22 protein-coding genes and 1 tRNA gene are annotated in these 23,386 nt (G+C 69.4%); 9 read left to right on the top strand and 14 right to left on the bottom strand.

The window, feature by feature from the left end; genetic code table 11:
• Window positions 1-129 precede the first annotated feature (129 nt).
• Window positions 130-1,167, bottom strand: a complete 1,038-nt coding sequence (locus tag KEG38_RS41310) for a peptidase associated/transthyretin-like domain-containing protein (protein WP_272426055.1) — start codon at window positions 1,165-1,167, stop codon at window positions 130-132.
• 103 nt (window positions 1,168-1,270) lie between these two features.
• On the opposite strand from KEG38_RS41310, the gene KEG38_RS41305 reads away from it, so the two are divergent.
• The 3 genes from KEG38_RS41305 (at window position 1,271) to KEG38_RS41295 (ending at window position 3,671) form a co-directional block, all read left to right on the top strand.
• Complete coding sequence (locus KEG38_RS41305) at window positions 1,271-2,722, top strand: alpha,alpha-trehalose-phosphate synthase (UDP-forming) (RefSeq protein ID WP_272426054.1); 1,452 nt, start codon at window positions 1,271-1,273, stop codon at window positions 2,720-2,722.
• Between the two features lie 193 nt (window positions 2,723-2,915).
• Window positions 2,916-3,266 carry a hypothetical protein gene (locus tag KEG38_RS41300; protein WP_272426053.1) on the top strand — a complete coding sequence of 117 codons (351 nt, stop codon included), beginning with the start codon at window positions 2,916-2,918 and terminating at the stop codon, window positions 3,264-3,266.
• A 147-nt stretch (window positions 3,267-3,413) separates the two neighbouring features.
• Complete coding sequence (locus tag KEG38_RS41295; RefSeq protein WP_272426051.1) at window positions 3,414-3,671, top strand: GlsB/YeaQ/YmgE family stress response membrane protein; 258 nt, start codon at window positions 3,414-3,416, stop codon at window positions 3,669-3,671.
• Between the two features lie 75 nt (window positions 3,672-3,746).
• Here KEG38_RS41295 and KEG38_RS41290 read toward each other — a convergent pair whose 3' ends face one another.
• The 3 genes from KEG38_RS41290 to KEG38_RS41280 form a co-directional block, all read right to left on the bottom strand.
• Entirely contained in the window at window positions 3,747-5,195 is a 1,449-nt protein-coding gene (locus KEG38_RS41290) for a serine/threonine protein kinase (RefSeq protein ID WP_272426049.1), read from the bottom strand.
• Window positions 5,196-5,478: 283 nt separating this feature from the next.
• Complete coding sequence (locus tag KEG38_RS41285; RefSeq protein WP_272426047.1) at window positions 5,479-6,888, bottom strand: oligosaccharide flippase family protein; 1,410 nt, start codon at window positions 6,886-6,888, stop codon at window positions 5,479-5,481.
• Between the two features lie 208 nt (window positions 6,889-7,096).
• Window positions 7,097-7,172, bottom strand: a tRNA-Gly gene (locus KEG38_RS41280).
• A 159-nt stretch (window positions 7,173-7,331) separates the two neighbouring features.
• Here KEG38_RS41280 and KEG38_RS41275 point away from each other — a divergent pair.
• On the top strand, window positions 7,332-8,672 hold the full coding sequence (locus KEG38_RS41275) for a hypothetical protein (protein ID WP_272426045.1): 1,341 nt from the start codon (window positions 7,332-7,334) through the stop codon (window positions 8,670-8,672).
• Between the two features lie 353 nt (window positions 8,673-9,025).
• Here the strand turns inward: KEG38_RS41275 and KEG38_RS41270 are convergent, their stop codons facing one another.
• On the bottom strand, window positions 9,026-9,502 hold the full coding sequence (locus tag KEG38_RS41270) for a hypothetical protein (protein ID WP_272426043.1): 477 nt from the start codon (window positions 9,500-9,502) through the stop codon (window positions 9,026-9,028).
• A 180-nt stretch (window positions 9,503-9,682) separates the two neighbouring features.
• On the opposite strand from KEG38_RS41270, the gene KEG38_RS41265 reads away from it, so the two are divergent.
• A complete protein-coding gene (locus KEG38_RS41265) occupies window positions 9,683-9,928 on the top strand; it encodes a hypothetical protein (RefSeq protein ID WP_272426041.1) in 246 nt (81 codons plus the stop codon).
• On the opposite strand, the gene KEG38_RS41260 is transcribed toward KEG38_RS41265, so the two are convergent.
• The 8 genes from KEG38_RS41260 to KEG38_RS41225 form a co-directional block, all read right to left on the bottom strand.
• A complete protein-coding gene (locus KEG38_RS41260; protein ID WP_272426039.1) occupies window positions 9,925-10,257 on the bottom strand; it encodes a hypothetical protein in 333 nt (110 codons plus the stop codon). The two genes, KEG38_RS41265 and KEG38_RS41260, sit on opposite strands and share 4 nt — an antisense overlap.
• 68 nt (window positions 10,258-10,325) lie before the next feature.
• Window positions 10,326-10,946, bottom strand: coding sequence for a sterol desaturase family protein (locus tag KEG38_RS41255; RefSeq protein WP_272426037.1), 621 nt, complete (start codon window positions 10,944-10,946; stop codon window positions 10,326-10,328).
• Window positions 10,947-11,200: 254 nt separating this feature from the next.
• Complete coding sequence (locus KEG38_RS41250) at window positions 11,201-12,343, bottom strand: iron-containing alcohol dehydrogenase (RefSeq protein ID WP_272426035.1); 1,143 nt, start codon at window positions 12,341-12,343, stop codon at window positions 11,201-11,203.
• A gap of 20 nt (window positions 12,344-12,363) precedes the next feature.
• Window positions 12,364-13,725: a glutamine synthetase family protein gene (locus KEG38_RS41245; RefSeq protein ID WP_272426034.1), complete on the bottom strand. Its 1,362-nt coding sequence runs from the start codon at window positions 13,723-13,725 to the stop codon at window positions 12,364-12,366.
• A 50-nt stretch (window positions 13,726-13,775) separates the two neighbouring features.
• Window positions 13,776-14,738 (bottom strand): GGDEF domain-containing protein, encoded by a 963-nt coding sequence (locus tag KEG38_RS41240; protein WP_272426033.1) that lies wholly within the window; start codon window positions 14,736-14,738, stop codon window positions 13,776-13,778.
• 54 nt (window positions 14,739-14,792) lie between these two features.
• Window positions 14,793-15,896, bottom strand: a complete 1,104-nt coding sequence (locus tag KEG38_RS41235; RefSeq protein WP_272426032.1) for a CE1 family esterase — start codon at window positions 15,894-15,896, stop codon at window positions 14,793-14,795.
• A 386-nt stretch (window positions 15,897-16,282) separates the two neighbouring features.
• Complete coding sequence (locus KEG38_RS41230) at window positions 16,283-16,801, bottom strand: hypothetical protein (protein ID WP_272426031.1); 519 nt, start codon at window positions 16,799-16,801, stop codon at window positions 16,283-16,285.
• Window positions 16,802-16,804: 3 nt separating this feature from the next.
• Window positions 16,805-18,091 (bottom strand): AAA family ATPase, encoded by a 1,287-nt coding sequence (locus tag KEG38_RS41225; protein ID WP_272426030.1) that lies wholly within the window; start codon window positions 18,089-18,091, stop codon window positions 16,805-16,807.
• Window positions 18,092-18,232: 141 nt separating this feature from the next.
• Between KEG38_RS41225 and KEG38_RS41220 the strand changes: the two genes are divergently transcribed.
• The 3 genes from KEG38_RS41220 to KEG38_RS41210 all read left to right on the top strand — a co-directional run bounded on the left by KEG38_RS41220 (window position 18,233) and on the right by KEG38_RS41210 (window position 20,913).
• Entirely contained in the window at window positions 18,233-18,457 is a 225-nt protein-coding gene (locus KEG38_RS41220; RefSeq protein ID WP_272426029.1) for a hypothetical protein, read from the top strand.
• Between the two features lie 126 nt (window positions 18,458-18,583).
• Window positions 18,584-20,146, top strand: coding sequence for a serine/threonine-protein kinase (locus tag KEG38_RS41215; protein WP_272426028.1), 1,563 nt, complete (start codon window positions 18,584-18,586; stop codon window positions 20,144-20,146).
• A gap of 17 nt (window positions 20,147-20,163) precedes the next feature.
• Window positions 20,164-20,913 carry an ABC transporter ATP-binding protein gene (locus KEG38_RS41210; RefSeq protein WP_272426027.1) on the top strand — a complete coding sequence of 250 codons (750 nt, stop codon included), beginning with the start codon at window positions 20,164-20,166 and terminating at the stop codon, window positions 20,911-20,913.
• Window positions 20,914-21,222: 309 nt separating this feature from the next.
• Here KEG38_RS41210 and KEG38_RS41205 read toward each other — a convergent pair whose 3' ends face one another.
• Complete coding sequence (locus tag KEG38_RS41205) at window positions 21,223-22,116, bottom strand: lysophospholipid acyltransferase family protein (RefSeq protein WP_272426026.1); 894 nt, start codon at window positions 22,114-22,116, stop codon at window positions 21,223-21,225.
• A 461-nt stretch (window positions 22,117-22,577) separates the two neighbouring features.
• Here KEG38_RS41205 and KEG38_RS41200 point away from each other — a divergent pair, with 461 nt between their 5' ends.
• A complete protein-coding gene (locus KEG38_RS41200) occupies window positions 22,578-23,213 on the top strand; it encodes a response regulator (RefSeq protein WP_136934646.1) in 636 nt (211 codons plus the stop codon).
• Window positions 23,214-23,386 lie beyond the last annotated feature (173 nt).

Genomic DNA, 23,386 nt, shown 5'->3' with positions numbered 1-23,386 from the left:
CTCGGCCTGTTCGATGAACTGCGCGATGCGCAGTTCATCGACCCCGGGTCCAGCGCTTGCGCTGGTCCGGGTCCAGGGGTGGACAACCCCTGGTCGGGTCCGGGGTGAAACCCCGGCGCTACGCTGCAATTAAAACCGGCCGACGAGCCCGGCGCCGTTCGGCGCGACGTACGGCATGACCATCGCGCCTGCTGGTTTGTCCTGCTTGCTTCCGATCAGGAACAACGCGACGCCCGCGCCGGCCAGTGCTGCGCCTGCCGCGAAGCCCACGACCGCGCCCGTCCCGCGTGAGGCTGCTGCCTCGTCGAGCGCGGTGATCTGCGCTTGTTTGTCCGTGGGGCACGGCTTCGGGCAGGCGGTGAACGCGTCGTCGGCTTCCTTCGACTTGTTCACGAACATCACCGTGAGGATCGTCCCGGCGATGATCCCTGCGCCGCCGAGGCCCATGCCGGCGATGCCGATGTACTTCAGTGGGCTCTTGCCCTGCGGCTTGTCCGGGGGCGTCGGCCCGTCGGCCCCGCCGGTTTGTCCGCCCCCGTCCGGGGCTGCTGCGCCTGCCGTGGGCGCCTCCACTTCGAGCGACACTTCCTTCTTCTCGCCGTCGCCGAGCGAGACTTCCTGCGTGACGGGATTGCGCCCTGCCGCGGTTGCGGTGACCACGTGTTTGCCCGGATCGATCGGGCGGTGCACACCGATGAGCGCGGACGTGACGCCCTGCTCGTCGAGTTTGACCGTCACCTTCGAGGGATCGGCTGCGCCTGGGCCTGTCAGCACGATGCGCAGCGAGCCGATGCGTGGTTCGATCGCGGAAAGCTCGGCCTTTGCGTCTTCCTGGGCTCGCTTGAATGCGGCGGGCGCGTTTGCGGGCAGCTCCTCGCGGATGATCTTGAGGAACGACTCGCGGGCGGCAACCAGCTTGCCGAGACCGACCTGCCCGCGCCCGATCAGCAAGAGATGCGTTGGCGCGTGGATGATTGCCTCGGCGCGGCCGAGGAGATCGATCGCCTCTGCGTAGTTCTTGTTTTGGAGGGCTTCGGCGCCTTGCTGCGCCAGGGAGCGCGCGGCTGCCTTCTCCTCGGCCGTCTGCGATGACGCAGGCGTGGGCGAAAGGAGCGCGAGCGCGACGGTGGCGGCGGCGGCGAGCGGAGCGAGACGATGGAGGGCCACGGGACGGTATCTCCTCGATCTCCGAACCTACCACACGAGCAGGCGCATCGAGCAAATCCGCGAGACCGCCCGCAACGGCATTGCTTTCGCATGGGCGGAACCCATGAAAACCCGCTCCCCCCGCCTGGTCATCGTGAGCGCGCGCGCGCCGTTCGTGCGTACGGGAAGCGGCATCGTTCGCGCGCCGGGCGGCCTCATCTCCGCGCTTTTGCCGCTCATGCGCAGGTCGCGCGGCACCTGGATCGCGACGGGCGCGGACCGGGAGGCTTGCGACACGAGCGAGCTCCCTTTTCGCGTGCGTGCCCTCGCCCTCCCCTCGGAGATCCGCTCGGCCTGGTATGCGGGCGCCTCGAACGGCGCGCTCTGGCCGCTTTCGCACGGCTTCGGCGAGGTGTGTCGTTTCCGCGCCGAGCAAGCACGCGCTTACTTCGAGGTGTGCCGCGCGGCCGCGGACGCTGCCGCCGAGTACGCACTCCCGGGCGGCGTCGTCTGGGTTCACGACTACCAGCTCGCGCTCGTCCCTGCCCTGCTCCGGGCGCGCAGGCCCGACCTCACGATCGGCTTCTTCTGGCACATCCCCTGGCCCGCCAGCGACAGCTTGCGGGTCTTGCCTTGGGCCTCCGAGCTCATCGAGGGAGTGCTCGGCGCGGATCTCGTGGGCCTCCACGTCCCGCGGTACGTGCGCGCCTTCCGCGACGCGCTCGACGAGCTCGGCATCGCGTACGTGAACGACGGCGAGAGCATCGTCGTCCCGCGCGGCGCGCGCCACACGCGGATCGAGGCTTGGCCGATCGGCGTCGACGTCGACGGCTGGGCCTCGCTCGGACGCGACGAGACCGTGGCCGCGGAGGCCGCGCGCATCACCGCCGATCTCGGCGGCGGCCGCGTGCTCCTCTCGGTCGATCGCATGGACTACGCGAAGGGCATCGTCGAGCGGCTCGAGGCCTTCGAGCGGCTGCTCGAACAGAACGCTGAAGCTCGCGAGCGCGTGACGCTCGTCCAGATCGGCGTACCGAGCCGCGAGACGGTGCCGGCGTATCGTGAGCTCCGGCAGCGGATCGAGGCCACGGTCGGACGCATCCAGGGGCGCTTCGGTGGACCGCGCCGAAAGCCCGTGCACCTCTTCGCGCGGACCTTCGACTCGACCGAGCTCGCCGCGTATTACCTCGCGGCCGACGCCGCGATCGTCACGCCCAAGCGCGACGGCATGAACCTCGTCGCCTTCGAGTACGTCGCGACGCGGCCGAGGCCGAACGGCCGGCTCTTGCTGAGCACGACCGCGGGCGCGGCCGACGTGCTGACCGAGGCGCACCTCGTCAACCCCTACGACGAAGAGGGCCTCACGTCGGCGATCGAGGACGTGGCGCTCGCGCCGGAGACGGCGAGCGACATCGCGCGGATGGCCGCGCTGCAGGCCAGGGTCTCCCAACTCTCCGTCGAAACGTGGGCCTCGGGCTTCCTCGCGCGGCTGGAACAGGTCACCGAGGAGCGGGTGCCCGTGCGCGCACAAGAGACGCGCCTCGCTGCGTCCGCGCGTGTCACACGTGCGCGTTGACGAGGGCGCTCGCGCGCGTCGCGCGCAGACGGAGTTGCCGTGATCGGGACGCACGAGGACGGGTGGCACCGGACGTGCTGAACCTGCGGGCCTCATGTCCAGCACTACACGCCCATCGAACCCGGCGCCGGAGGGCAAAGCCCCCGGACGAACTGCGCCTCGAGCCCTCGTCGAGGCTCCGCCCAGCCCCACGGTGGGGCACGTGTTCCGTTGCCCCGCGTGCAGCCGCGTGTTTCTCGTCGTGGCTGCGGAGGGCGCGACGGCCGCGCCGCGATGCGCGTGCGGCGTCGAGCTCGTCGCCGGCACGTTGCCCGCGGGCGCGCACGAGATCCAGATGCGCGCGCATGCCAAGCGCCATCGCGCTTCGCGCCGCGCGCGCCCGCATGGTGAGGAGATCGATCAAGGCTACGGCTCCTCGCACGGCTACGGCCCTGGGCACGGCGGACCCACGAGCCCGGGCGACGCGCCTGCGTGCGGGGCCGAGGGCACGCCCTCTTGCGATCAGACGCCCTTGGACATCGCGGGTGATCCGGAAAAAACCTGAGATTCGCCTTGCTCCGGTGGCGTGCACGCTCTGCCCGGCACGCAGGGTGCATCGGATGAATGCGGGCGGACGTCCTCGCGGCGTAACCCCGCCTGCGCGGCACGACGAGTGCGCCGCGCGTGCCGCGCGAGAGGGAGGTAGGAGAGCATGTCGATTCTGCTCTGGATTCTGTTCGGTCTCGTCGTTGGCGTCATCGCGAAGCTCTTGACGCCGGGTCGTGAGCCCGGAGGGTTCCTCATCACGGTGCTGCTCGGCATCGGCGGCGCGCTTCTCGGCGGCTTCCTCGGACGCGTGCTCGGGATCTACCCGACGTACCAATCGACCGGTGGTTTCATCATGTCGATCATCGGCGCGATCCTGATCCTCGCGATCTACAACATCGTCACGAGTCGTCGCACCGCCTAGAGCCGCGTCCAGCATCGTACGTGGCTCGGAGGCGCGCCCCGCGGCGGGAGGAGTCCCGCGCGGGGCGCGTTTCGTTCATTCTTTGGAGCACGAACCTTTCGCGTCCGGATCGGTCTGCGACGTCGACCTCGATCCCGCAGCCGCATCGCGCGCCGGGCCGCTCCCCTCGTGCAGCGTGCTGCCACGCGAGGCCGCGGCGACGAGCACACCCACCACGAACGCGACCACGATCGGCACGACACGCGGCGATGTGAAGCGGTGCCGAAGCAGTGGCGGCGCCGCGATGATCGTTGCGGCCTCGTCGATGGGCAGAGGCACCTCGGGCCGCGTCACGTCGCCGCACGGCGCGCTCGCATCCGCGATGTTCTCCCCGCCTTCGCGCAAGAGCGCACGCGCGCGGAACCCTTCGGGCCGCGTGTCCTCCGCGGCGGGATCCTCCACCGGCGCCGACCTCGCGGGCGACGTCGACGGCCGCCACGACCTCGCCTCCGGCCACGTGTCCGGCGCGCATGCTTGCTCGCCCTCGTACACCTCGCGCGCGAGCTCCGCGAGCTCCGCGAGCGCCGCCGGCCCGCCCTCGACCGAGAGCTCGGCACCGACGGCGCGGAGCGCCTGCTCCATCGCCGCCGCGCTCTCGAACCGATCCCGCGGATCCTGCGCCAGCGCGCGCCGCACCACCGCTTCGAGCGCGGGCGGGCAGTCCGATCGCAGCGTCACGAGCGGCGGGATCTCCGCGTCGAGCGCCTGCCGGATCATCTCCACGTCCGCGCCGCGCCGGAAGAGCGGCCGCCCCGTCAGCATCTCGAAGAGCACCACGCCGAGCGCGTACACGTCTCCGCGCGCGTCGAGCGGCTGCCCGCGCAGATGTTCCGGCGCGATGTACCCCATTTTCCCCTTCACCAGCCCCGGCGCCGTGTCGCGCGGCACGTGCGCGCTCGTCGTCTTCGCCACGCCGAAATCGATCAATTTGATCTCGCCGTCGACGGACACGAGGATGTTCTGCGGGCTCACGTCGCGATGGACGAGACCGATCGGAACGCCGTCGTCGTCCTCGAGCGCATGGGCGTGCGCGAGCGCGCGCGCGGCCGCGGCGCCGACCTCGATCACCGCGCGGAACGGAAACGATCGCCCACTCGCCTGCAGCGCGCGTCCGAGCGTCGCGAGGTCAGGGCCACGCACGTGCTCGAGCACCAGGTGATCACGCCCGCGGTACGACACGAAGTCGTAGAACCGCACGATGTTCGGGTGACAGAGGCGCGCCGAGATCCACGCCTCCCACGCGAACATCTTCACCACCGACGTCGCGGCGCGGAACTCGTCGCGCAGCCGCTTCACGACCACCGTGTGCTCGATGGCGTAGCGCCCTCGACGTCGCGCGAGGAACACCTCCGCCATCCCGCCGCTCCCGAGCTGCTCGACGAGCTCGTAGCCCCCGGCGCCCATCGGCAGCCGCTCCGGCAAGCTCCCGCGCGAACCAGGCGAAGGCGCGGGGAAGGGCCACCTCGCCGAGGTCGACGTCGCCATGCGCGATCGCCTGTCCAGCGTGCGCGCTCGGCTCGGACCGCGATCGCGCCTCCGCCTTGGTCGCACCTTGAACTCACCCCCCTCCGCCACGAGACCATCATGGCGCAAGCTCCCTCGCTCGCCAGCGGCATTCGTTGGCTCGCTTGCGCGATCCACGTGCGATGGCGAAGCGGGACGGCGCGCGATGTTCGTGCTGATGCACGTGCCGTCCGCGGAGTGCATCGCGCATGCGAAGCACGCAGGTTCCACGCGAACGAACGAGGTCCGTCCGCGCCTCCGCGCCTCACGTCGCTGCGGCTTCGCGGCTCTTCTCCGGCTTGCGCCGCGCGAGCGCGCGGACCTCCGCGATCGTCACCACGCGCAGCGCGAGCAGCAGCGCCGCGTGCGTGATCGCGCCGGCGATCACCGCGGCCCAGAGCCCCACCGTCTTCAGCGCGAAGAACGCGACGAGCGTCATGAGCACCGTCGCGAGTGTGGCCCCGCCGAGCCGCCCGATCGGCGCCTCGCGCATGTACCGCAGCGCGAGGATCCCCGTCGCGACGAGCATGCCCACGGAGGCCACGAGCGCCGCGAACGCGGCCCCGAGCGCGCCGTGCTGCGGCACGAGCCACATGTCGAGCGCCACGTTCGCCGCGAGCGTCGGCGCGAGCACCGCGCCGAGCTGCCTCTCGCGCTTCGAAGCGACCAGCGGCAGCGCCGCCACCTGGAACGCGAACGTCGCCGGCACGTGCCACGCGAGCACCCGGAGCACGTGCGACGCACCTGCGAAGTCGCGTCCTTCGTACACGAGCGCGACCACGTCCGGCGCGACGATGGTCACGCCCGCCGCGAGCGGCAGCCCGAGCGCCGTCGCCACCACGAGCGCCGTCCGGAAGAGTTTTACGAAGCCGGGCTGATCGTGCGCGTAGAGCCGCATGCCTGCTGCGAACGCGGCGCCGAGCACGAGATCGGAGATCAGCTCGAGCTGCTCCACGAGCACCCACGCCGCGCTGAACACGCCGACCGCCGCCTCGCCGTCGAGCCAGCGCAGGATCACGCGATCGGCTTGCCGGATCACGCCGAGCAGCGCGCCGATGAGCCCGAGCGGGATGCTCTTCTTCGCGATGGCCACGAGCTCGCGCAGGCCCACTTCGAGCCGCGGCTGGTAGAGCCGCGTCCGCAGGAAGTGATACGTGAGCGCAAGCTCGATCGCGTTGCCGAGCGCGAGCGCGCCCGCCGCCGCGAGCACGCCGAGCCCCGACGCAACGAGCGCGACCGACAGCGCGATCACGAAGAGACGCGCGCCGAGCTCGACGTACAGGATGTACTGGAAGCGCTCGTGCGCCTCGAAGCTCAGCCACATCGTCGTGTAGAGGATCGTGGCGAGCTGGGACGCGGCTGCGATCACGACGAGCGTCGCGCCTTCGCCCGAGCGCGTCGCGACCGTGAACAACGCCGCGCAGAGCAGCGTCGTCGCGCCCATCGCGCCGCGCACGACGAGCGCCGATCCCAGGTGGCTCGGCCCGAGCTCCGGCGTCACCGCGATCTCGCGCGCGAGATAACCACGCACACCGAGGCCCGCGATCACGGCGGCCATCGAGGTGATCGCCAGCGACGCCTGCAGCTCCCCCCACGCGGCCACGCCCAGCCGACGCGCCAGGTAGCCGACGTAGATGACGCTCAGGACGGCCATGATGGCCTGCTTTGCGATCATCAAGGTGGCGTTCCACGCCACCCGTTGTCCCTGGTGCATCCTCCCGCGCCCCCGCTCCGCGACAGCGGACAGACGCTTGGATGCTCGAACCCTGCTCCGCGCGTCGGGCGCGCCCGAGCTCTTCAGGAGCACAAAAGCAGCGTGGCGGCCGTAGCCGCCACTTTCGCTGCTTGCGCAGCGTTTTCCCGGAACGCCGCGACTTCTGCTTTGGAGCGGGACACGAGGCTCGAACTCGCGACCCTCAGCTTGGGAAGCTGATGCTCTACCAACTGAGCTAGTCCCGCGAACTGCGAACGCATGTCTAGCCAATTCCGCGGAGCTTGGCAAGACCCTGTGCGCTCGTGACGTTTCCGCCCCGGCCGACGGCGGGACGTCCAAGCCCTCCTCGATCCGACGCGCCCGGATTCCCCTCGCCGTTCCGACCTGTATTACCTTCGCTCTCCGTGCTTCCCGCTCGTCCCCGTTTCCTCGCGGCAGCGCTGTTCGTCCCCGCCCTCGCCCTCGCAACCGCGAGCTGCGGCGGCCCTCAGACGAACGCCGGTGGCGCACCCGCGCAGAGTCCTGAGATCGAGTGCCCGGATCCGATCGGCACCATCCCTCGGGAGAGCTGCGCCGAGATCGCCGACGACTTCGGCTCCTTCGACGTCTCGAGCTCCCTCAAGCTCGCAGGCGCAAGCCGCGGCGCCGAACCACGCATCGAGGCAATCCGCGCCGCCGCCGATCTCGCCGCCAAGCTCAAAGAGCGCCGCGTCGCGCTCTGCGAATCGTACAACACGTGCAAAACGAAACCCGCCGAGCACGCCGCCGAGGATCAACGCCTCGCGGGCCTCATGAAGGAGCTCATCGATCTCTGGGACGCGCGCAAGTTCCTGAACGCGGATGACGTCGCTCGCTTCCGCGAAGGCGTCACGAAGATCGCCGTGAAGCTCGACGGGACGATCGCGATCCCGAGCCCCGACGGCGCCGCGCCTACCGTGGGCAAACCCGGCAAGAAGACCGTGCGTGGCGAGGCACTCGCGCGGATCGAGGGCGCGGGTCTCACCTTCGCGCCGTCCGGCGGCAACGTCACGATCACCTCGACGACCGCAGGCACGCACGACGCACTCCGCGCCGCGGCCGAGGAGCTTCGCGGCACAGGCGGTCGCATGCGCGTGCGCATCTTCGGCTCGTACACGCCGTCAGCGCCTCCGATCATCGCACCCGGCGAGGACCTCACCATCCGCTTCAAGTACCGCGCAGCGCAGGCGAGCGAGCTCCACGTCGCCATGCGTTCGCTCGAGGATCCCGACGCGGTGGAGAGCACGATCGTCTTCCGCGTCGCCGCAGGCACCGGGACAGAGAGCACGACGCTCACAGCCACGCCCGGGTCGAGCGGGTTTTACGTGGGCATCAGCGCGCGCGGCGCCGGCAACGTCGAGTTCGACGACGTGGAGCTCGTGCGTCAAAACGCCGTGATCGCCGCAGCCCGCGCCGAGTCCGCAAACGAGGCAAACCTCGCGTCGAACTGCACCCTCAGCAAGACGAAGCCACTCGCCGGCAAGGCATCCTTCCTCTGCGAGTCAGGCGACGGTGACAAACTCATCCTCGGCCAACCCAAGGGCCACCTCTACCTCGCACTCAAGACGCCCGCAGGCGAACGCGCGCGCATCCGCACCCTCTCCCTCGAAGGTGGACGCTCTCTCGATCTGAACGGGAAGGAAGACACCGAGCTCGTGATCGGTCTCGAAGGACCAGGCTCGGCCACGATCCAATCGATCGAGCTTCTGCCCGTCGGCGGCGACTAGTCGTCTCATCGTGAGGCGTTGAGCTGGGGCGTTGCCCCAGGCCCCACCAGGGGCTGTCCGCCCCTGGACCCGGACCAGCCAGGGGCTGGACCCGGGGTCGATGAACTGCGCGATGCGCAGTTCATCGAACAGGCCGAGGCAAGACCGGCAAGCGGCCCGCCAACCAAGACCGCCGCTCTGCCCTTTCAACCGGCAACGTTGTCCCTGGTCTTCCAACGGGCCCGTTGGAAGAACTGCGCATCGCGCAGTTCTTCCACCACGAGTCCAGGGCTTGCCCTGGTTCGGGTCGAGGGGCGAACAGCCCCCGCGGGGTCCGGGGCAGCGCCCCGGCGCGGCGGCCCCAAGAACAGACGCTAGCTCTCGTTCGCCGCGGGCCGCTCGCGCGACGTCATGGGCGGCAGCGTCTTCGCGCGTGCGCGCGGCTGCGAGGCGACTGGTGGCGCGTCCTTCTGGAGGAACGGGAGCACGCTCGTCGGATCTGCTTCGGGCACGATCCACGGCAGCGCGCGCAGCTCCAGGTCCTCCGCGGGCAGCCACCGCAGGCTCCGCGTGATCAGCACGACCCGCTGCCCCCGTGCGCAGAGCTCCTTTGCGAGCTTGGCTGCGCCGCGCGGCGCGGGCGGAAGATCTAGACAAACGAGGCAGAGATCGAAGGGTTTGCCCTTCGCCCACGACCGCGCTGCCTCCACGGAGTATGCCTCGACCAGCTCGACTCCCTCGATCAGCGGCTCGAGCCCCTGGACGAGCGCATCACACGTCGACAGGCGTGGATCTCGTGCCACCAGGATCCGACGGCTCCGCGCCTCGACGTCCGTTCTTGTTTCGATCATCGTCGCTCGGAACCCCCTACGTGCCCCCATATTCCCGACCCTCCCGAGAAGCGATCGACTTCAGGGCCGAGCGTATCCCTCTTGAGCCTGATCACTCCACGCTTTATAAGCGCCGCGAGCGAATCAGCGGCCGAGCCGAGGTCCCAGATGTCCGGGACGGCTCGCCCATGCGGGAGATCCATGAGCCAGTTCAGCGTGCAGAGCCGATGCGAGTGCCAGGCGATCCTGTCTGCGACGCTCGACGAGAAACGTCACGTCGTTGCCGGGACGGCGTCGCGCGGGCGAGCGCGGGAGGTCGCGCCTGCCCATAGCATCGGGGCCTCGGGCGAGCGCTTCGACATCGGGTGGGCCTGCCCCTTCTGCGGCCGCAACACCCTGCGCTCCTTCCACGTCGGCGCCCTGCGCCCCGTCCGCGCTGCGTCCTAGCAGGACCGCAGCTCCGCTTCGAGCAGCCGCGCCGTCACCTCTGCGCGCGGCCCTTCGCCGGCCCTCTGCCTCAGCCAGCGCGCGTGTGCCAGCGCCACCGCTGCCTCGTCGTGGCGCCCCACCTCCGACAGCAGCGCTCCGAGCAGCGTGAACGTCCGCGCGCGCCACTCGTCCTGCGAACACGCCTGCCGGAGCAGCACGATTGCGCCCCGCGTATCGCCGCGCCGACGTAGCTTCCGCGCCCGGTAGATGAGCCCCTCGATTGGATCGAGCTCTCCTTCCGGCCGATGAACCGTCCGTTCTTCACGCACGCCCAGATTGGCGCGCACACTTCGCCCACCTCTCCGGCTCATGACGGGCCTTCCAGCAGGGCCCGTTCCAACCGGCGGCGCGACGATCAGTTCATCGTCCGGAACACGTAGTCCCAGAGCGGCGAGGACACGCCCCAGCGCGCGGGGGTGCCGGTGTGGTGGTGGATCATGTGGTGGCGCTTGATCCACTTGCCCCATCGCGAGCTCATCCGGAAGTGGTGGATCGCGTAGTGCGTCCCGTCGTACGCGAGGTAGCCGAGCCCGAAGCCCGCGAAGAGCGGATCCACGAGCACCGGGCCGACGATCGCGCGGAACAGCAGGTAGAACACCACGCCGAGCGGGATGCTCGCCCCGAGTGGAAACACGAGGCGATCGGCGTCCTGGGGGAAGTCGTGGTGGACGCCGTGCAGGACGAAATGCACCCGGCGCTGCCAGAGCCGCGGCCCCACGTAGTGGAAGACCCAGCGGTGCAGCACGTACTCGGCGAGCGTCCACAGGAACAGACCGAGGAAGCCGAGCCCCAAACCGGTGCCGAGCCCGACGCCGTTCTCGTAAGCACGGAACGCGAGGTAGCCGTAGATCGGGACCCAGAACACGAACGGCGTCGCGGGGTGGATGCGGGAAAACCGCTCGATGAGCGGGGTTTCGAACATCCGGCAGGTGGCAGGCTTCGACGATCCGACGCGATCCGGGGCCGTGGCTACCATCGACCCGACTCCTAACGCATTCCGGAAAGAATCGCCAGAGTACGCAAGGCGCGCAAACCCTGGCGAATGGCGAGGCAGGACACCTCCACCTGGGCGCCGTGACAGCGCGCGGCGAGGTTCGATCCGCGCGGACGTCACGTCGGCGATTCAGGGAACGATTTCAGGAGCTTGTGCTGCGGAGTCGAGGTGGGACGCGAGGAACGCGGCAAGCGGAACATCCCTCGCGTCTTGCCTGAGGGGCGCCCGGCAAAGGCTCAGAAACACGCCTCGTAGAGCGCGCGGAGGTCGTCCCGGGTGCAGGGCCGCGGGTTCGACTGGTGGCAGGCGTCCTGGAAGGCGAGGTCGGCGAGTCGATCGAGGTTCCCGCGCGGCACGCCCGCCTGCGTGAGCGTCCCCGGAAGGCCGATCCGCTCGCGCAGCCGGCGCACGGCCTCGACGCAGCCGGCCGGGCTCGCCTCGCCGCCGAGCAGGACCGAGACCTCCGCGAGGCGCGCCCCCGCGACCTCGGCGTTGAACGCACACACCGCAGGCAGGCAGAGCGCGTTCGCCAAACCGTGGTGCGTCCCGTGCTCGCTCGACAGCGGATGCGCGAGCGAGTGGCACGCGCCGAGCCCCTTCTGGAACGCGACCGCGCCCATCATCGCCGCCTTCATCATTCCGCCGCGCGCCTCGAGGTCGACGCCGTGTTTCACGGCCCGCTCGAGGTAGCGCCCCACGTGCCGGATCCCTTCGAGCGCGATGCCGTCCGCCATCGGGTGATCACCCTTCGCCACGTACGCCTCCAGGCAGTGCGTGAGCGCGTCCATGCCCGTCGCGGCCGTGAGGAACGCCGGCATCGAGCGCGTGAGCTCGGGATCGAGGATCGCCGCGTTCGCGAGCAGGTGCGGCGAGAAGATCACGGTCTTTCGGTGGTTCACATCGAGCGTCACCACGCCCGATCGCCCGACCTCGCTGCCCGTGCCCGCCGTGGTCGGCAGCGCGAGCATGGGCGGCACGTTCGCCGTGATGTACCGATCGCCGCCGATCGCGTCGTCGTACTCGGCGAGCGGTCGGTGGTGGTGGATGCCGAGGCGCACGAGCTTGCCCACGTCGAGTGGCGAGCCACCGCCGATCGCGATCACGAGATCCGCGCCCGACTCCTGGAACGCGCGCACGCCGTCGTGCACGTTCGCCTCGATGGGGTTGCCGAGCACGCCGTCGAAGATCGTCCACGTGATCCCCGCCTCGCGCAGCGACGCCTCGATCGGCGCGAAGAGCCCCGCCCCCATGACGCCTTTGTCCGTCACGACGAGCGCGTGCTTGCTGCCGAGCCGTGCGGCCTCGGCGCCCGTCTGCTTCGCGGCCCCTGCCCCGAACACGATGCGCGTCGGGAAGCTCCAGATCGACAGATGTCCCATGCGTGTCCCCCTCCACCGTCTCAGATCGCCTCGAAATACCGCGCGAGCTCCCAGTCCGTGACCGCGCGCTCGTACTGGCGCACCTCCCACTGCCGGGTGCGCACGTAGTGATCGACGAACCCCTCGCCGAGGATCTTCCGCATGCGCTGGCTCTCCGCGAGCAGCGCCGTCGCCTCGGTCAGCGTGCGTGGCAGACGCTCGCGCCCCTCGCCGCCTTCGCCCGCGTCGCCCGTGATCGGCGCGCCCGGATCGATCGCGTTCTCGATGCCGTAGAGCCCGGCGCCGAGCGTCGCGGCCATCGCGATGTACGGGTTGATGTCGGCCGCCCCTTGCCGCACCTCGACCCGCGCGGACTTCGTCCCCGCGCCCACGATCCGTAGCGCTGCCGTGCGGTTCTCGAAGCCCCACGTCGCCGTGAGCGGCGCCCACACGCCGGGCACGTACCGCTTGTACGAGTTCACCGTCGGCGACACGAGCGCCGTCATCTCGCGCATGCACGCGAGCTGCCCGCCGATGTAGTGGCGCATCTGCCGCGAGATCCCGCCCTCCGACGGCGGCCCCTGGAACACGTTCTCCCCGTCCTTCCAGAGGCTCTGGTGCAGGTGCCCGGACGAGCCCGGCAGCTTCGCGTTCCACTTCGCCATGAAGGTCACGCTGAGCCCGTGCTCGTAGGCGAGCTGCTTCATCGCGGCCTTGAAGAGCGCCGCCTTGTCCGCCGCGCGCAGGGCGTCGTCGTACCGGATCGCGGCCTCGTACACGCCCGGCCCCGTCTCCGTGTGCAGCCCTTCGAGCTCGATGTCGAAGGCGCGCATGCCGTCGAAGATCGCGGCCATCAGATCCTTGTGCTGGCCCTCGCGCACCCACGAGTAGCCGAACATCCCCGGCGAGAGCGACTCGAGCTTCTGGAACCGTTTTTCGTGAAGCGACGCCGGCGTTTCTTTGAACAGAAAGAATTCGTACTCGGCCGAGAGCTTCGGGTGATACCCGAGCGACTCCGCGTGCGCGATGACGCGCTTCAGCGCCGAGCGTGGACACGCCGGATGCGCGTTGCCCTCCGCGTCACGGAAGTCCGCGAGCATCGCCACCGTGCCTGGCTCCCACGGCACGAGCCGCCTCGTCGAGGGATCCAGCACGGCGTGCGCATCGGGATACCCCGTGTGCCAGCCGGTCACGCGTGCGTTGTCGTAGAGGACGTCGCCGATGTCCCAGCCGAAGATGACGTCGCAAAACCCGAAGCCGCCGGAGAGCGCCGAGCGCAGCTTCTCCAACGACACGTACTTGCCTCGAAGCACGCCATCGACGTCGAACCCGCCGATCTTCGCCCGCCGAACACCTCGCCCTTCGAGCTCTCCCAAGAGCTCGTCATACGATGCCCCACCCATGCCGCAGTTCGTACCACGAGTTCGCGGCACAGGCGCGCGGCGCTACGGGCTCATTCGATGCGCTCGGGAGGTTCGTCCGCGGCGTGCTCGAGGTCGCTCTTGATGTTCGTCCCGCCGAGATCGACGAGGATCGCGCCGGGTTCTCGACGCTTGGCTGCGTCGAGGGCGGCCGCGGCGCGGCCGAGCACGTCCGCAGCGCTGTCGCTCGAAGGCGGCCTCCACACGGCCACGCCCACGCGCAGCGTGATCACGTACCCCGCGTCTTTCGCCGCGGACACCATGTGCGTCGCCGCGCGCGCGAGCACGCTCTTCACGGCGGCATGGTCGACGCACGGCAAGAGCAACACGAAGTCGTCGTTCCCCCACCGCGCGACCACGTCGTACTGACGCCTCGACGAGCGGAGCGCCTCGCCGAGCAGCCGCAGGAGCGCGTCGCCCTTCTCCCTGCCCAGCGCTTCGTTCACCACGCCCATGCCGTCGACGTCGACGCGCGCCACGGCGTACGAGTCCCACACGCGTTGCGCGCGCCGATGCTCGCGCTCGCACTCCTCCTCGAAGCGACGCCGGTTCGACAGCCCCGTCAGCGTGTCGACCAGCGACACCTCGTCGAGCTTGCGCGCCATCGCCGCGGACGCGCTCTGATCACGCACCACGTCGATCCGCCCCACCACCACGCCGTCCTTCACGACGGGCGCGCTCGTCCACACGAACGATCGCGGCGGCGGCCCCGTGATCTCCAGCGGGTCGATCTCCACGCGCTCCGGCGAGAGCGCACAGGCTTCGAGCGCCGCGAGCGGACCGGCAAGCTCGGGCGCGGCGTGCGTGATCCGCGCGAGCAGATGCGCGCGACCTTCCCCCACGCACGATCCTGGATCGAGCCCGAGCAGCGCGGCCGCGCGGCGTCCCGCGGCGCGGCACACGAGGGCTTCATCGAAGACGAGCACCGCCTCGTCGAGGACGTCGAGCAGCGTTTCGAGCGCGAGGTCGGAAGGGTGGGTCGGTCGTGACGACATCGCGTTCGAAGGGTACCACCCGGGGCTCGCTCCGGACCACTTCGAGGCGCTGGATCAGGGCGCGACGGAGAGCGTGTGTCGCGACAGGAACCGGAGCAGGTCCTCTTCACGCCCCTTGGGCCAGCGCCGGTGCAGCGCCGTGCCAACGATCTTCGTGCACTTCTTGTCGATCGCGCACGACGGCTCCTCGCCGTTCGCCGCGCCGAGCCGCATCCCCGTGGTCTCGGCCGCGATCGCGTCGCGCGCCCGCAACCAGCGCTCGACCGACGCGCAAGGCGCGATCTGATCACACGCGCGGTACATCACGAACGCCGGCGGCGGCGGACCCGGGCACGACCACGCGGCGCGCGGCGCGTCACTGCCGTACGTGGCGAACGCCGCGATGCGATCGGCGCGCATCATCGCGTACGTCGCGGCCATGTGCCCGCCGTGCCCGGCGCCGACGGCGTAGATCCTGCGACGATCGACGTGTCCACGTGTCGTGAGCACCGACACGAAGTGATCCGCGGTGGCGACGTCGACGTTGTCCTCGCCGGTGTAGTCGATGTCGAACATCGCGCCTTCGCGGTTGCCGTGCAGCGCGCGGCCTTGCGGGGCGACCACGATGAATCCTGCGTGCGCCGGGTCGCCGGTCAGATCGAAGCGTGCGGCGAGCTTGCGGAGCGAGGTCTCCTTGTCGACGCTGCGCGGGTTGTCGCCGGCGTCGTGGAAGAAGACGAGGAGCGGCACGGGCGCACGCGTCTCGATGCCTTTGGGCGTGATGACGCACGCGTAACGCGGCGCGCCTGCGGCGTCCTTCCACTCGAGGACCTCGGCGCCGGGACAAGGCGGCCTTCCGATCGTGCGCTTGATGTCGCGATCGGGCAGTCCGTCGACCGCGACGCAGCTCCCTTCGGTGGGCGGGCGCGTCACGGGCTTGGCCGCGGCCGACGCCGTCATCACGGGAACCGGCGCGGCCCCGCCATCCTTGCGGCCTGCGTTCTTGGCGCCCGCGTCGGTCGCGGCGGCGTCGGCGGCTGCCGCGTCGCGATCGAAGACGCCGTGCAGATCACCGCCGTCGACATCGGAGGAAGGCAAGGAGCACCCCGCGCCGAAGAGCGTTGGGATGGCGAGCGGCGCGGCGAGAGCGAGCGCGCAGGCGAAAATCCGGAGCCGCACGGGCGACACTCTAGCCAAGAAGGGCGCTTCGCGAAGCGTCAACGCACCGCGACGCGGGGAAACGGGCGTTGAGAGAAGGGGGAACGTGCCGGGATCGGGATCCGCGGGCGTTGCGAGGTGTGGAAATCGTTCGGAAGCAAGGAGCCGCGGGCGTTGCGCGGCGGAGGAATCGTTCGGGAGCAAGGTGCTGCGGGCGTTGCGAGGCGTGGGAATCGTCCAGGATCGGGATCCGGGAGCGTTGCGAGGAAGGGGAACGCTCCAGGATGCGGATGCGGGGGCGTTGAGCGGAAGGGAAACGCTCGCGGATGCGGATGCGGGGGTCGTTGAGACAAAGGGGAATGCCCGTTGTGACGAAGCGGGGTGCGTTTCTACGTCGGGGAGGCTGGTCAGGCGGGGGGCAGGGCTTCTAGCCACGCCATCGCCTCGTTCCAGGAGAGGACCTGCTTGGCTTCCCGGAGCGCGCGCCACTCTTCGCCGTCGTCATGGGTGACGATCCGCGCGGAGGGATCGCTCGCGACGAGCAGGGAGATGAGCCAGTCCGTGGTCATGGGCATGTCGCCCGGGAGAACTGCGAATCCTCCCCGGAGCACACCGCCGAGCGTCCTCTGCTTCGCCCCTTCCCACGCTTCGATCGTCGGGTACCGCTCGTAAAGCGCATCAGCCCAGGTGGCGGCGAGGGGCTGATCGAGCAGGAACGGTGGTACGCGGATCTCTTGTTGAGCGAGGAACCCATCGAAGGCGGCTGCCTTGAACTGTGCACCCTTCTCCACGCGCATCTGCCGGCGTCGTTCGAGGTAGACCTGCGGGTGGATGACGAGCGTGATGCCCTTCCCGCGGGCGAGACGGGCGATCTCCTTCAGATCAACGACGCTGCGCGCGCAGTTCGTATCGATCCAGAGCTGCATCGGCTACTTCGTCTCGTCCGTGCCGGGGAACCCGAACATCTGGTCGAGCTCTGGAGCGGTCCACGCTTCCCAGCGTCCCTTCTCCTCGGAGCGCAGAAACCAGAGGTGACCACCGGCCTGGAGCCCGAGGTTGTCGAGCATGAGTTTCGGTAGCTTCGTGTAGCCCTCCGGCGTGACCCACTGATCCTCGGCGCCACGCGCACGTGCACGCTCGCGGAGGTCGGCGCCGACGAGGTCGGATGGCTGCCGCACGACGGAGGTGACGCCTTCCGGCGATCGGCTGAAGCGAACGACCTCGGGGCCATCGAAGATCGGAACGTGGCTCTCCAGGATGATCTGGTCGACGAGCCCGCTCCGTACCTGCTCGCGCAGCAAGTCGCGGAGGAGTTCCTGGTAACTCGGATCCAGGCTGATCTCCGGCTCCTCGATGGCCACGATGGCCGCGCGCGATGTGAGTACGGCGGCGCAGAGAGCGACGACCTGCTGCTCGCCCGAGCTCAGCTCGGAGACGCGGAGGATCTGCTTGCCGCGGATCTCGAAACGGAGATCGGCGCTTCCGTCGGGGAGGCGCAGGATGTTGACCTCGCGGCCCTTCAGCGTCTCGAAGCGTGACAGGAGCTGCGTGAAGGCGCGCCAGCGCTCGGTGTCGAGCGGGTCGAGGGAGGTCGCGAGATCGAGCAAGCGCGTGGCTAGGTCGGTAGACAGAGGGCTGTCAGGGGCGTTCGTCCTCGGTGGCCTGTTTTGCTGCTCGAAACCGCTGTAGAAGCGTGCCTCGCGGCGACGCGCATCGAGACGAAAGAAGGGTTGGCTGCCGGTCCCGAGAGGGGATTCCAGTTGTGTGCGGACCGTAGAAAGGCTCTCAACCTCGAACCTGACGCCGGCCAGGATGAGTTGGAACTCGTTCCCAGCCTGGATTAGCTCGACTGTGATCGGCCGGTCCCTGTGGCTGAAGTGCACTTCGATCCGCATGGGCGCGCGGATGCCGGGGGGCCAATCCCGAGGAGAGACGAACAACAGCGATGTCGCTTCCGCGCTGTTCCAGCCGCGCGTGATCGTGCTGGACTTCTCGTTGGCGCGACTGCGCAGCCAGAAGATCGCCGCCCGAAAGAACAACTCCAGCGCCGCCAGCGCGTTCGATTTCCCGCTCCCGTTCCCCCCGTGGAACACCGCGACCTCGTCCGCCGCGCCTCCCGCGGGCGCGAGCGGGATCTCGGTCGGGCCGTGGAACGTGCGGAAGTTCTGGACGACCAGCCGGGAGATGCGGAGCGACGGCGTGGCGCGGGGATTCACGCGCGAAGCAGAGCAACGGCCGGATACCGGGTCAAGACGGTACCCCCCGCCGTTTCCACCTCCGTCCGCGCCCTCGTGCCTGAAATCGCCCACCCCCCTCCTTGAAAGACCAGGCTGACTGGCTAGGTTCCCCCGACCCTCATGGACCTCTTCGACGGCATCCTCGGCGCCCTTCTCCTTGCTCTTGCTGCTTTCCAGACCTGGCTCACGGTTCGCGTCTGGAAGAGCCGCCTCTTCGAGCGCAAGCAGAAGATCCTTCAGTCCCAGCTCATCTGGCTCCTGCCCATCCTCGGCGCCGGGCTTGTCTTCACGATCCTCATCGAGGAAGAGCGCTCCAACAAGACGCCTCCCTCTCAGCTCTCCTGAGCTGGCTGGAAAGTTCCGCGACCACCCTCCTTCGCGCGGCGTGATTCTCCGTCGGATCCGCCCAACGTCCCCACCACCTCCGGCTCATGTTGAGTGCCGCTGGCCTTCGGCGCTAAGGTGGCGCCGATGTCCATCACGCCCGGTACACTCCGAGCCGAGATGGAGGCGCGTCGAGCCTCCGGACGGACCTTCGATCTGAAAGAGTCGCTCTCCGTCCTCGTGCCGCTCTGCACCGAGATCGGGGAGCTGCATCGCGAGGGCAAAGCGCTCTTCGTCCACCCCTCCGCCATCCTCTACACGGGCTCCGCCGTCAGCCTGCTCGAGGACAAGGCCGAGGCGCTCCCCACGCTGCCGGCCGATCGCGCCTGCATCGCGCCCGAGTCTCGCAAGGGCACGCCCGGGGACGCGCGCGCGACCGTCTTCAGCATCGGAGCCATCCTCTACGAGATGCTCACCGGCGGCAGCGTTGGTCCGGGCATGAAGCGGCCCACGGACGTCGTGCCCGACCTGCCCGCCGCGTTCGAGATGATCCTCGGCAAGGCCCTCGTCGCCGACGCGAAGCATCGCCCCGCCGATCTCGGCGCGCTCGCGCAGGCCCTCCACAACGTCGCGCCCGGCGCCTCCGTCGCGCCGCCGCCCACGGACGCGGGCCTCGATGACGGCGTCGAAGTCGACGTCGCCATGTCCCTCATCCCCCCGGCCACCGCGACCGGCGGCGTCGCCATTCCCGCCGCGCCGCGGGCTCCGAACATCCCCGGCGCCGGCGCTCCCGTTGCTGCCGCCGCGCCCGTGCACGATGGCCCCTTCCCCATCGCCGTCGTCCAGGCGCCCCAGGTCCGCAACGCCAACGATCCCACCCAGCGCCTCGCCGATCTCAAGGCCGCGCTCGAGTCCGATCCTCGCCCTCGTTACGTGGTCATCAAGGACGGCATGGACCACGGCCCGTTCTCCGCGGTCGAGGTCTTGCAGCAGATCGCCACGGGCAACTTCACCGGCGACAACCCCTTGCGTGACTCCATCCTCAACGAGGAGAAGTTCATCAAGGACTGGGAGCAGTTCGCTCCGTACGCCGAGCAGGCGAAGCTGAATCGCGACATCAAGCAGGAGAAGAAGAACCTCGAGGCCGTCGTCGTCGCCGAGCGCAAGGGCACGCAGTACAAGGCGCTCGTTGGCCTCGCCGTGGTCGGCGTGCTCGGCGCGGGGTTCGCCGGCTGGCTGCTTTCGCAGCGCGGGTCGAAGAAGGACGACAAAGAGGTCCAGGGCGACACGGTCGTCGCGGTCGAGATCGACGCCGGGCTCGGCAAGGGCAAGTCGGGTCCCGCGGGCGGCGGTGCGATTGGCGGCGGTGGTGGCGGCAAGTACCCGGTGCTCGGCGGCGGCATGAGCTGCGAGGGCGCGCGCGCCAAGTACATCGAGGACTACAGCAAGGATGCGCCGCCCGATCTCAGCGCGGGCTCGTTCGGCAACGTGCTGAACCGCGGCAATTACCTCAACTCGTGCAGCGTGCCCCCCTCGACCGAGGTGAGCATCTGCGCGGCGATCCAGAATGGCCGCGCGGTCGGCGTGACCGTCTCGACGAAGCCTTCGAACCCGGGCATCAACTCCTGCGTTGCTGGCCAGGTGCGCGCGCTCTCGTTCCCGGCGCATCCTCGTCTCGACGTCACCACCACGACGTTCGCCGCGAACTAGCTCTCTGCGGCCGTCCCATGACCGAGCCGCTCATCCGCATCGAGGACATCACGAAGAGCTTCGGCGCGCGGACCGTGCTGCGCGGGGTGAACCTCTCCATCCCGCGCGGCTGCTTGTACGGCCTCATCGGTCCTGGTGCGTCGGGCAAGAGTGTCTTGCTCAAGCTCATCACGGGCCTCTATCGGCCCGACGCGGGGCGCATCCTCGTCGAGGGGCAGGACGTGCACAAGATGAGCGAGCTGGAGCTCCAGAAGTTCCGGCTGCGCTTTGGCATGTTGTTCCAGAACAACGCGCTGTTCGACTACATGACCGTGGGCGAGAACATCGCGTTTCCGCTGCGCCGGCTCTTCGATTTGCGCGAGGACGAGATCGCCGAGCGGGTGGCGGATCGGCTCCGCGTGGTGTCGTTGCCTGGGTTCGAGGATCGTTTGCCGGCGGGGCTGTCGGGCGGGCAGAAGAAGCGCGTGGGTGTGGCGCGGGCGACGATCACGAAGGCGGAGATCGTGCTCTACGACGAGCCTGCGGCGGGGCTCGATCCCGTGACGTCGCAGCGCATCTTCGAGATGCTCCGCGACGAGCAGCGCGCTGCGGGGGCGACGGTGGTGATGGTGTCGAGTGATCTCGATCGGCTGCTCACCGTGACCGATCGTGTCGGCATGCTCTACCGCGGCCGACTCGTGTTCGACGGCACGACCGAAGAAGCGAAAACGAGCAACGACCCCTACGTCCGCCAGTTCGTTCACGGACTCACGGAAGGCCCGCTGTGAAGCAGGGATGCGCGGGGCGTTGCCCCGCACCCCAGCAGGGGGCTGTCCGCCCCCTGCACCCCGGACCAGGCACGGCCTGGACCGAGGGCGGAGAAACCGCGCGATGCGCGGTTTCTCCGACGGGCCCGCGGCAAGACCAGCCACCGGCTTGCCAGCTGAGACAGCAGCGCTGCCCCGCCCGCTGGAGACGTCATCGCTGTCGACAGCGCGCATCGCGCGCTGTCGCCCCGCGTCCAGGGCTTGCCCTGGTCCGGGTCCAGGGGCGGATAGCCCCTGGTCGGGCCCGGGGTGAAACCCCGGCGCTACGCTTCACACGAAGTGAAACCACTGCGTGGGGTTGTCTCGCAGGAACGCGCCAAGGTCGTCCATCAAGCGCTGCGCGGCCTTGTCGAGGTCGCTCGCGGCTGGGCGGCGTGGGACGTGGATCGGCGGGAGCACGTGGGCTTCGTAGTGCATGAAGCCGAGCCTTCGCGTGAAGACGGGCATGATGGGCGCTCCGCTCAGCGCGGCGATCATCAGCGGGCCTTCGGGCACCTGGAAGGGCTCGCCGCAGAGCTCGACCGTGCGCGCGCGCATTCCGGGGGGCACGCGGTCGATCTGCATCGCTACGACGTCGTCTTGCTGCAGGTGCCTGAGGAGCGGCAGCGCGTCGAGCGCCGTCTCGCCGATGTGGACGACCTTGACGCCTGAGCGCTCGCGCAGCTCGTCTTGCATTGCGCGGGCTCGCTCGTCGCGCTCGCGGGCCATCACCACGACCACGTTCTTTGCGTGCACGCGGCTCAGCATGGGGCCTGCCACTTCCCAGCCGCCGAGGTGTGCGGTGGCGATGACGATCCCCTTCCCCTCGGCGGCGCATGCCTCGTAGTTGGCGGCGCCGATCGCGTTCGAGAGCAGCCCGAGCTCCCGACCACGCGGCGACCCGAGCAGCATCGCTTCGGTCATGCAGCTTGCGTAGTTCGTGAAGACGGCTGCGACGTTGGCGAGCTCTTCGAGCGGGGGGCGCGGGCCGAGCACGCGGCGCAGGTTTCGGCGCACGCAGGCGCGTTTTTCGTGCAGGCCTGCGGCGAAGGCGGGGCCGAAGAGCAGCGGGCCGTAGCGGAGCAACGCTTCGGGGCCGTGCGTCACGGCCTGGACCATCAGCCGACGGAGGAACGCGGAGTCGGAGCGGAGCCCCTCCGCGATGTGCCGGATGCCGCTCTGCATGGGGAGTTCGCCCTGCATTAGCAGTTTGCCGGGAGATGTGAGAGGGAGTTCCACAGGCGTCGTCGGCCCCAGAACCTTACCCCCCGACCCCCTCTCCGCGCGGCGGAGAGGGGGCGACTGGCGCTGGAGCGAGCCGGAAACTCCCTCCCTCTCCACGGTGTGGAGAGGGAGGGTTGGGGTGGGTGAGGTCCGGAAGTCGAACACCCTCTCAGACGGAGGCTGGCGCGGCAGCCGGAGCGGAACGCCCCGGGGGGGCGGCGCATGTGTACAGGTGAAACCGGCGCAGGTGTGCAGGTGAAACCGGCGCATGTGTACAGGAAAAGGGTTTGCCCGGTGGTTCGTCCGGGCGTTCCGTCACGCTCGGATAGGGGTTTTTCCCTCCTGACGGGGCAAACCCGACCCTAAAAGCGGGTTCATTTCGAGGGGGATCTTACGCTAATGGTGGGGCGAGGGGGAAAACCATGAAACTCTTGCTGGTCGATGATCAGAATGTCGTACGGGAATCGCTGGCCAAGGCCCTGCGGGACGAGCCCGATGTCACGCTCGTCGTGGAGGCAGAGAGCGCGCGTGACGCGCTCTCGCAGAAGAACCGGCAGCCCTTCGACGTCGTCGTGATCGAGCTGTCGCTCGCGGACCGTTGCGGGACCGAGCTGATCCGGCAGCTCAAGTCGTTCGGCGAGACGCGCGTGCTCGTGCTCTCCACCTTCCGAGACGAGTTCCGCGTAGGCGAGGCGATGCGCGCCGGCGCCGACGGTTATCTGTCGAAGCGCTGCCGCATGAAGGAGCTCATCGACGCAATACGGACCGTGGCCAAAGGCCGGACCGCCGTCTCACCCGACGTGAGCGCAGCCATGGTACGCGCCCTCCAGCGGCGCGACGCCGCCCGCGGAGACGTGCTCGCATCCCTCAGCGAGCGCGAGCGTCAGGTGTTACGCCTGCTCGCGATGGGCAGCAGCGCAAAGGAGGTCGCCGCCCACCTCGCCATCAGCGTAAAAACAGTCGAGACACACCGCGCACGCCTTTGCGCCAAGGTCGCAACCCACAGCGTCGCCGACCTGACCCGCCTCGCCGTACGAGCCGGCCTCATCGATATTTGAGACGGCGCGCGGAGCGGGGCGTTGCCCCGCACCCCAGCAGGGGGCTGTCCGCCCCCTGCACCCCGGACCAGGCACGGCCTGGACCGAAGGCGGAGAAACCGCGCGATGCGCGGTTTCTCCGACGGGCAGGTGGCAAGACCACCGACCACGTTGCCAGCCGAGGCGGCAGCACC

The organism is Polyangium jinanense (assembly GCF_028435265.1).
In the GTDB taxonomy this organism is placed as follows: Bacteria; Myxococcota_A; Polyangia; order Polyangiales; family Polyangiaceae; genus Polyangium; species Polyangium jinanense.
Note: the sequence above shows the minus strand (reverse complement) of the source record. Positions and strands in the feature narration are given on the sequence as shown.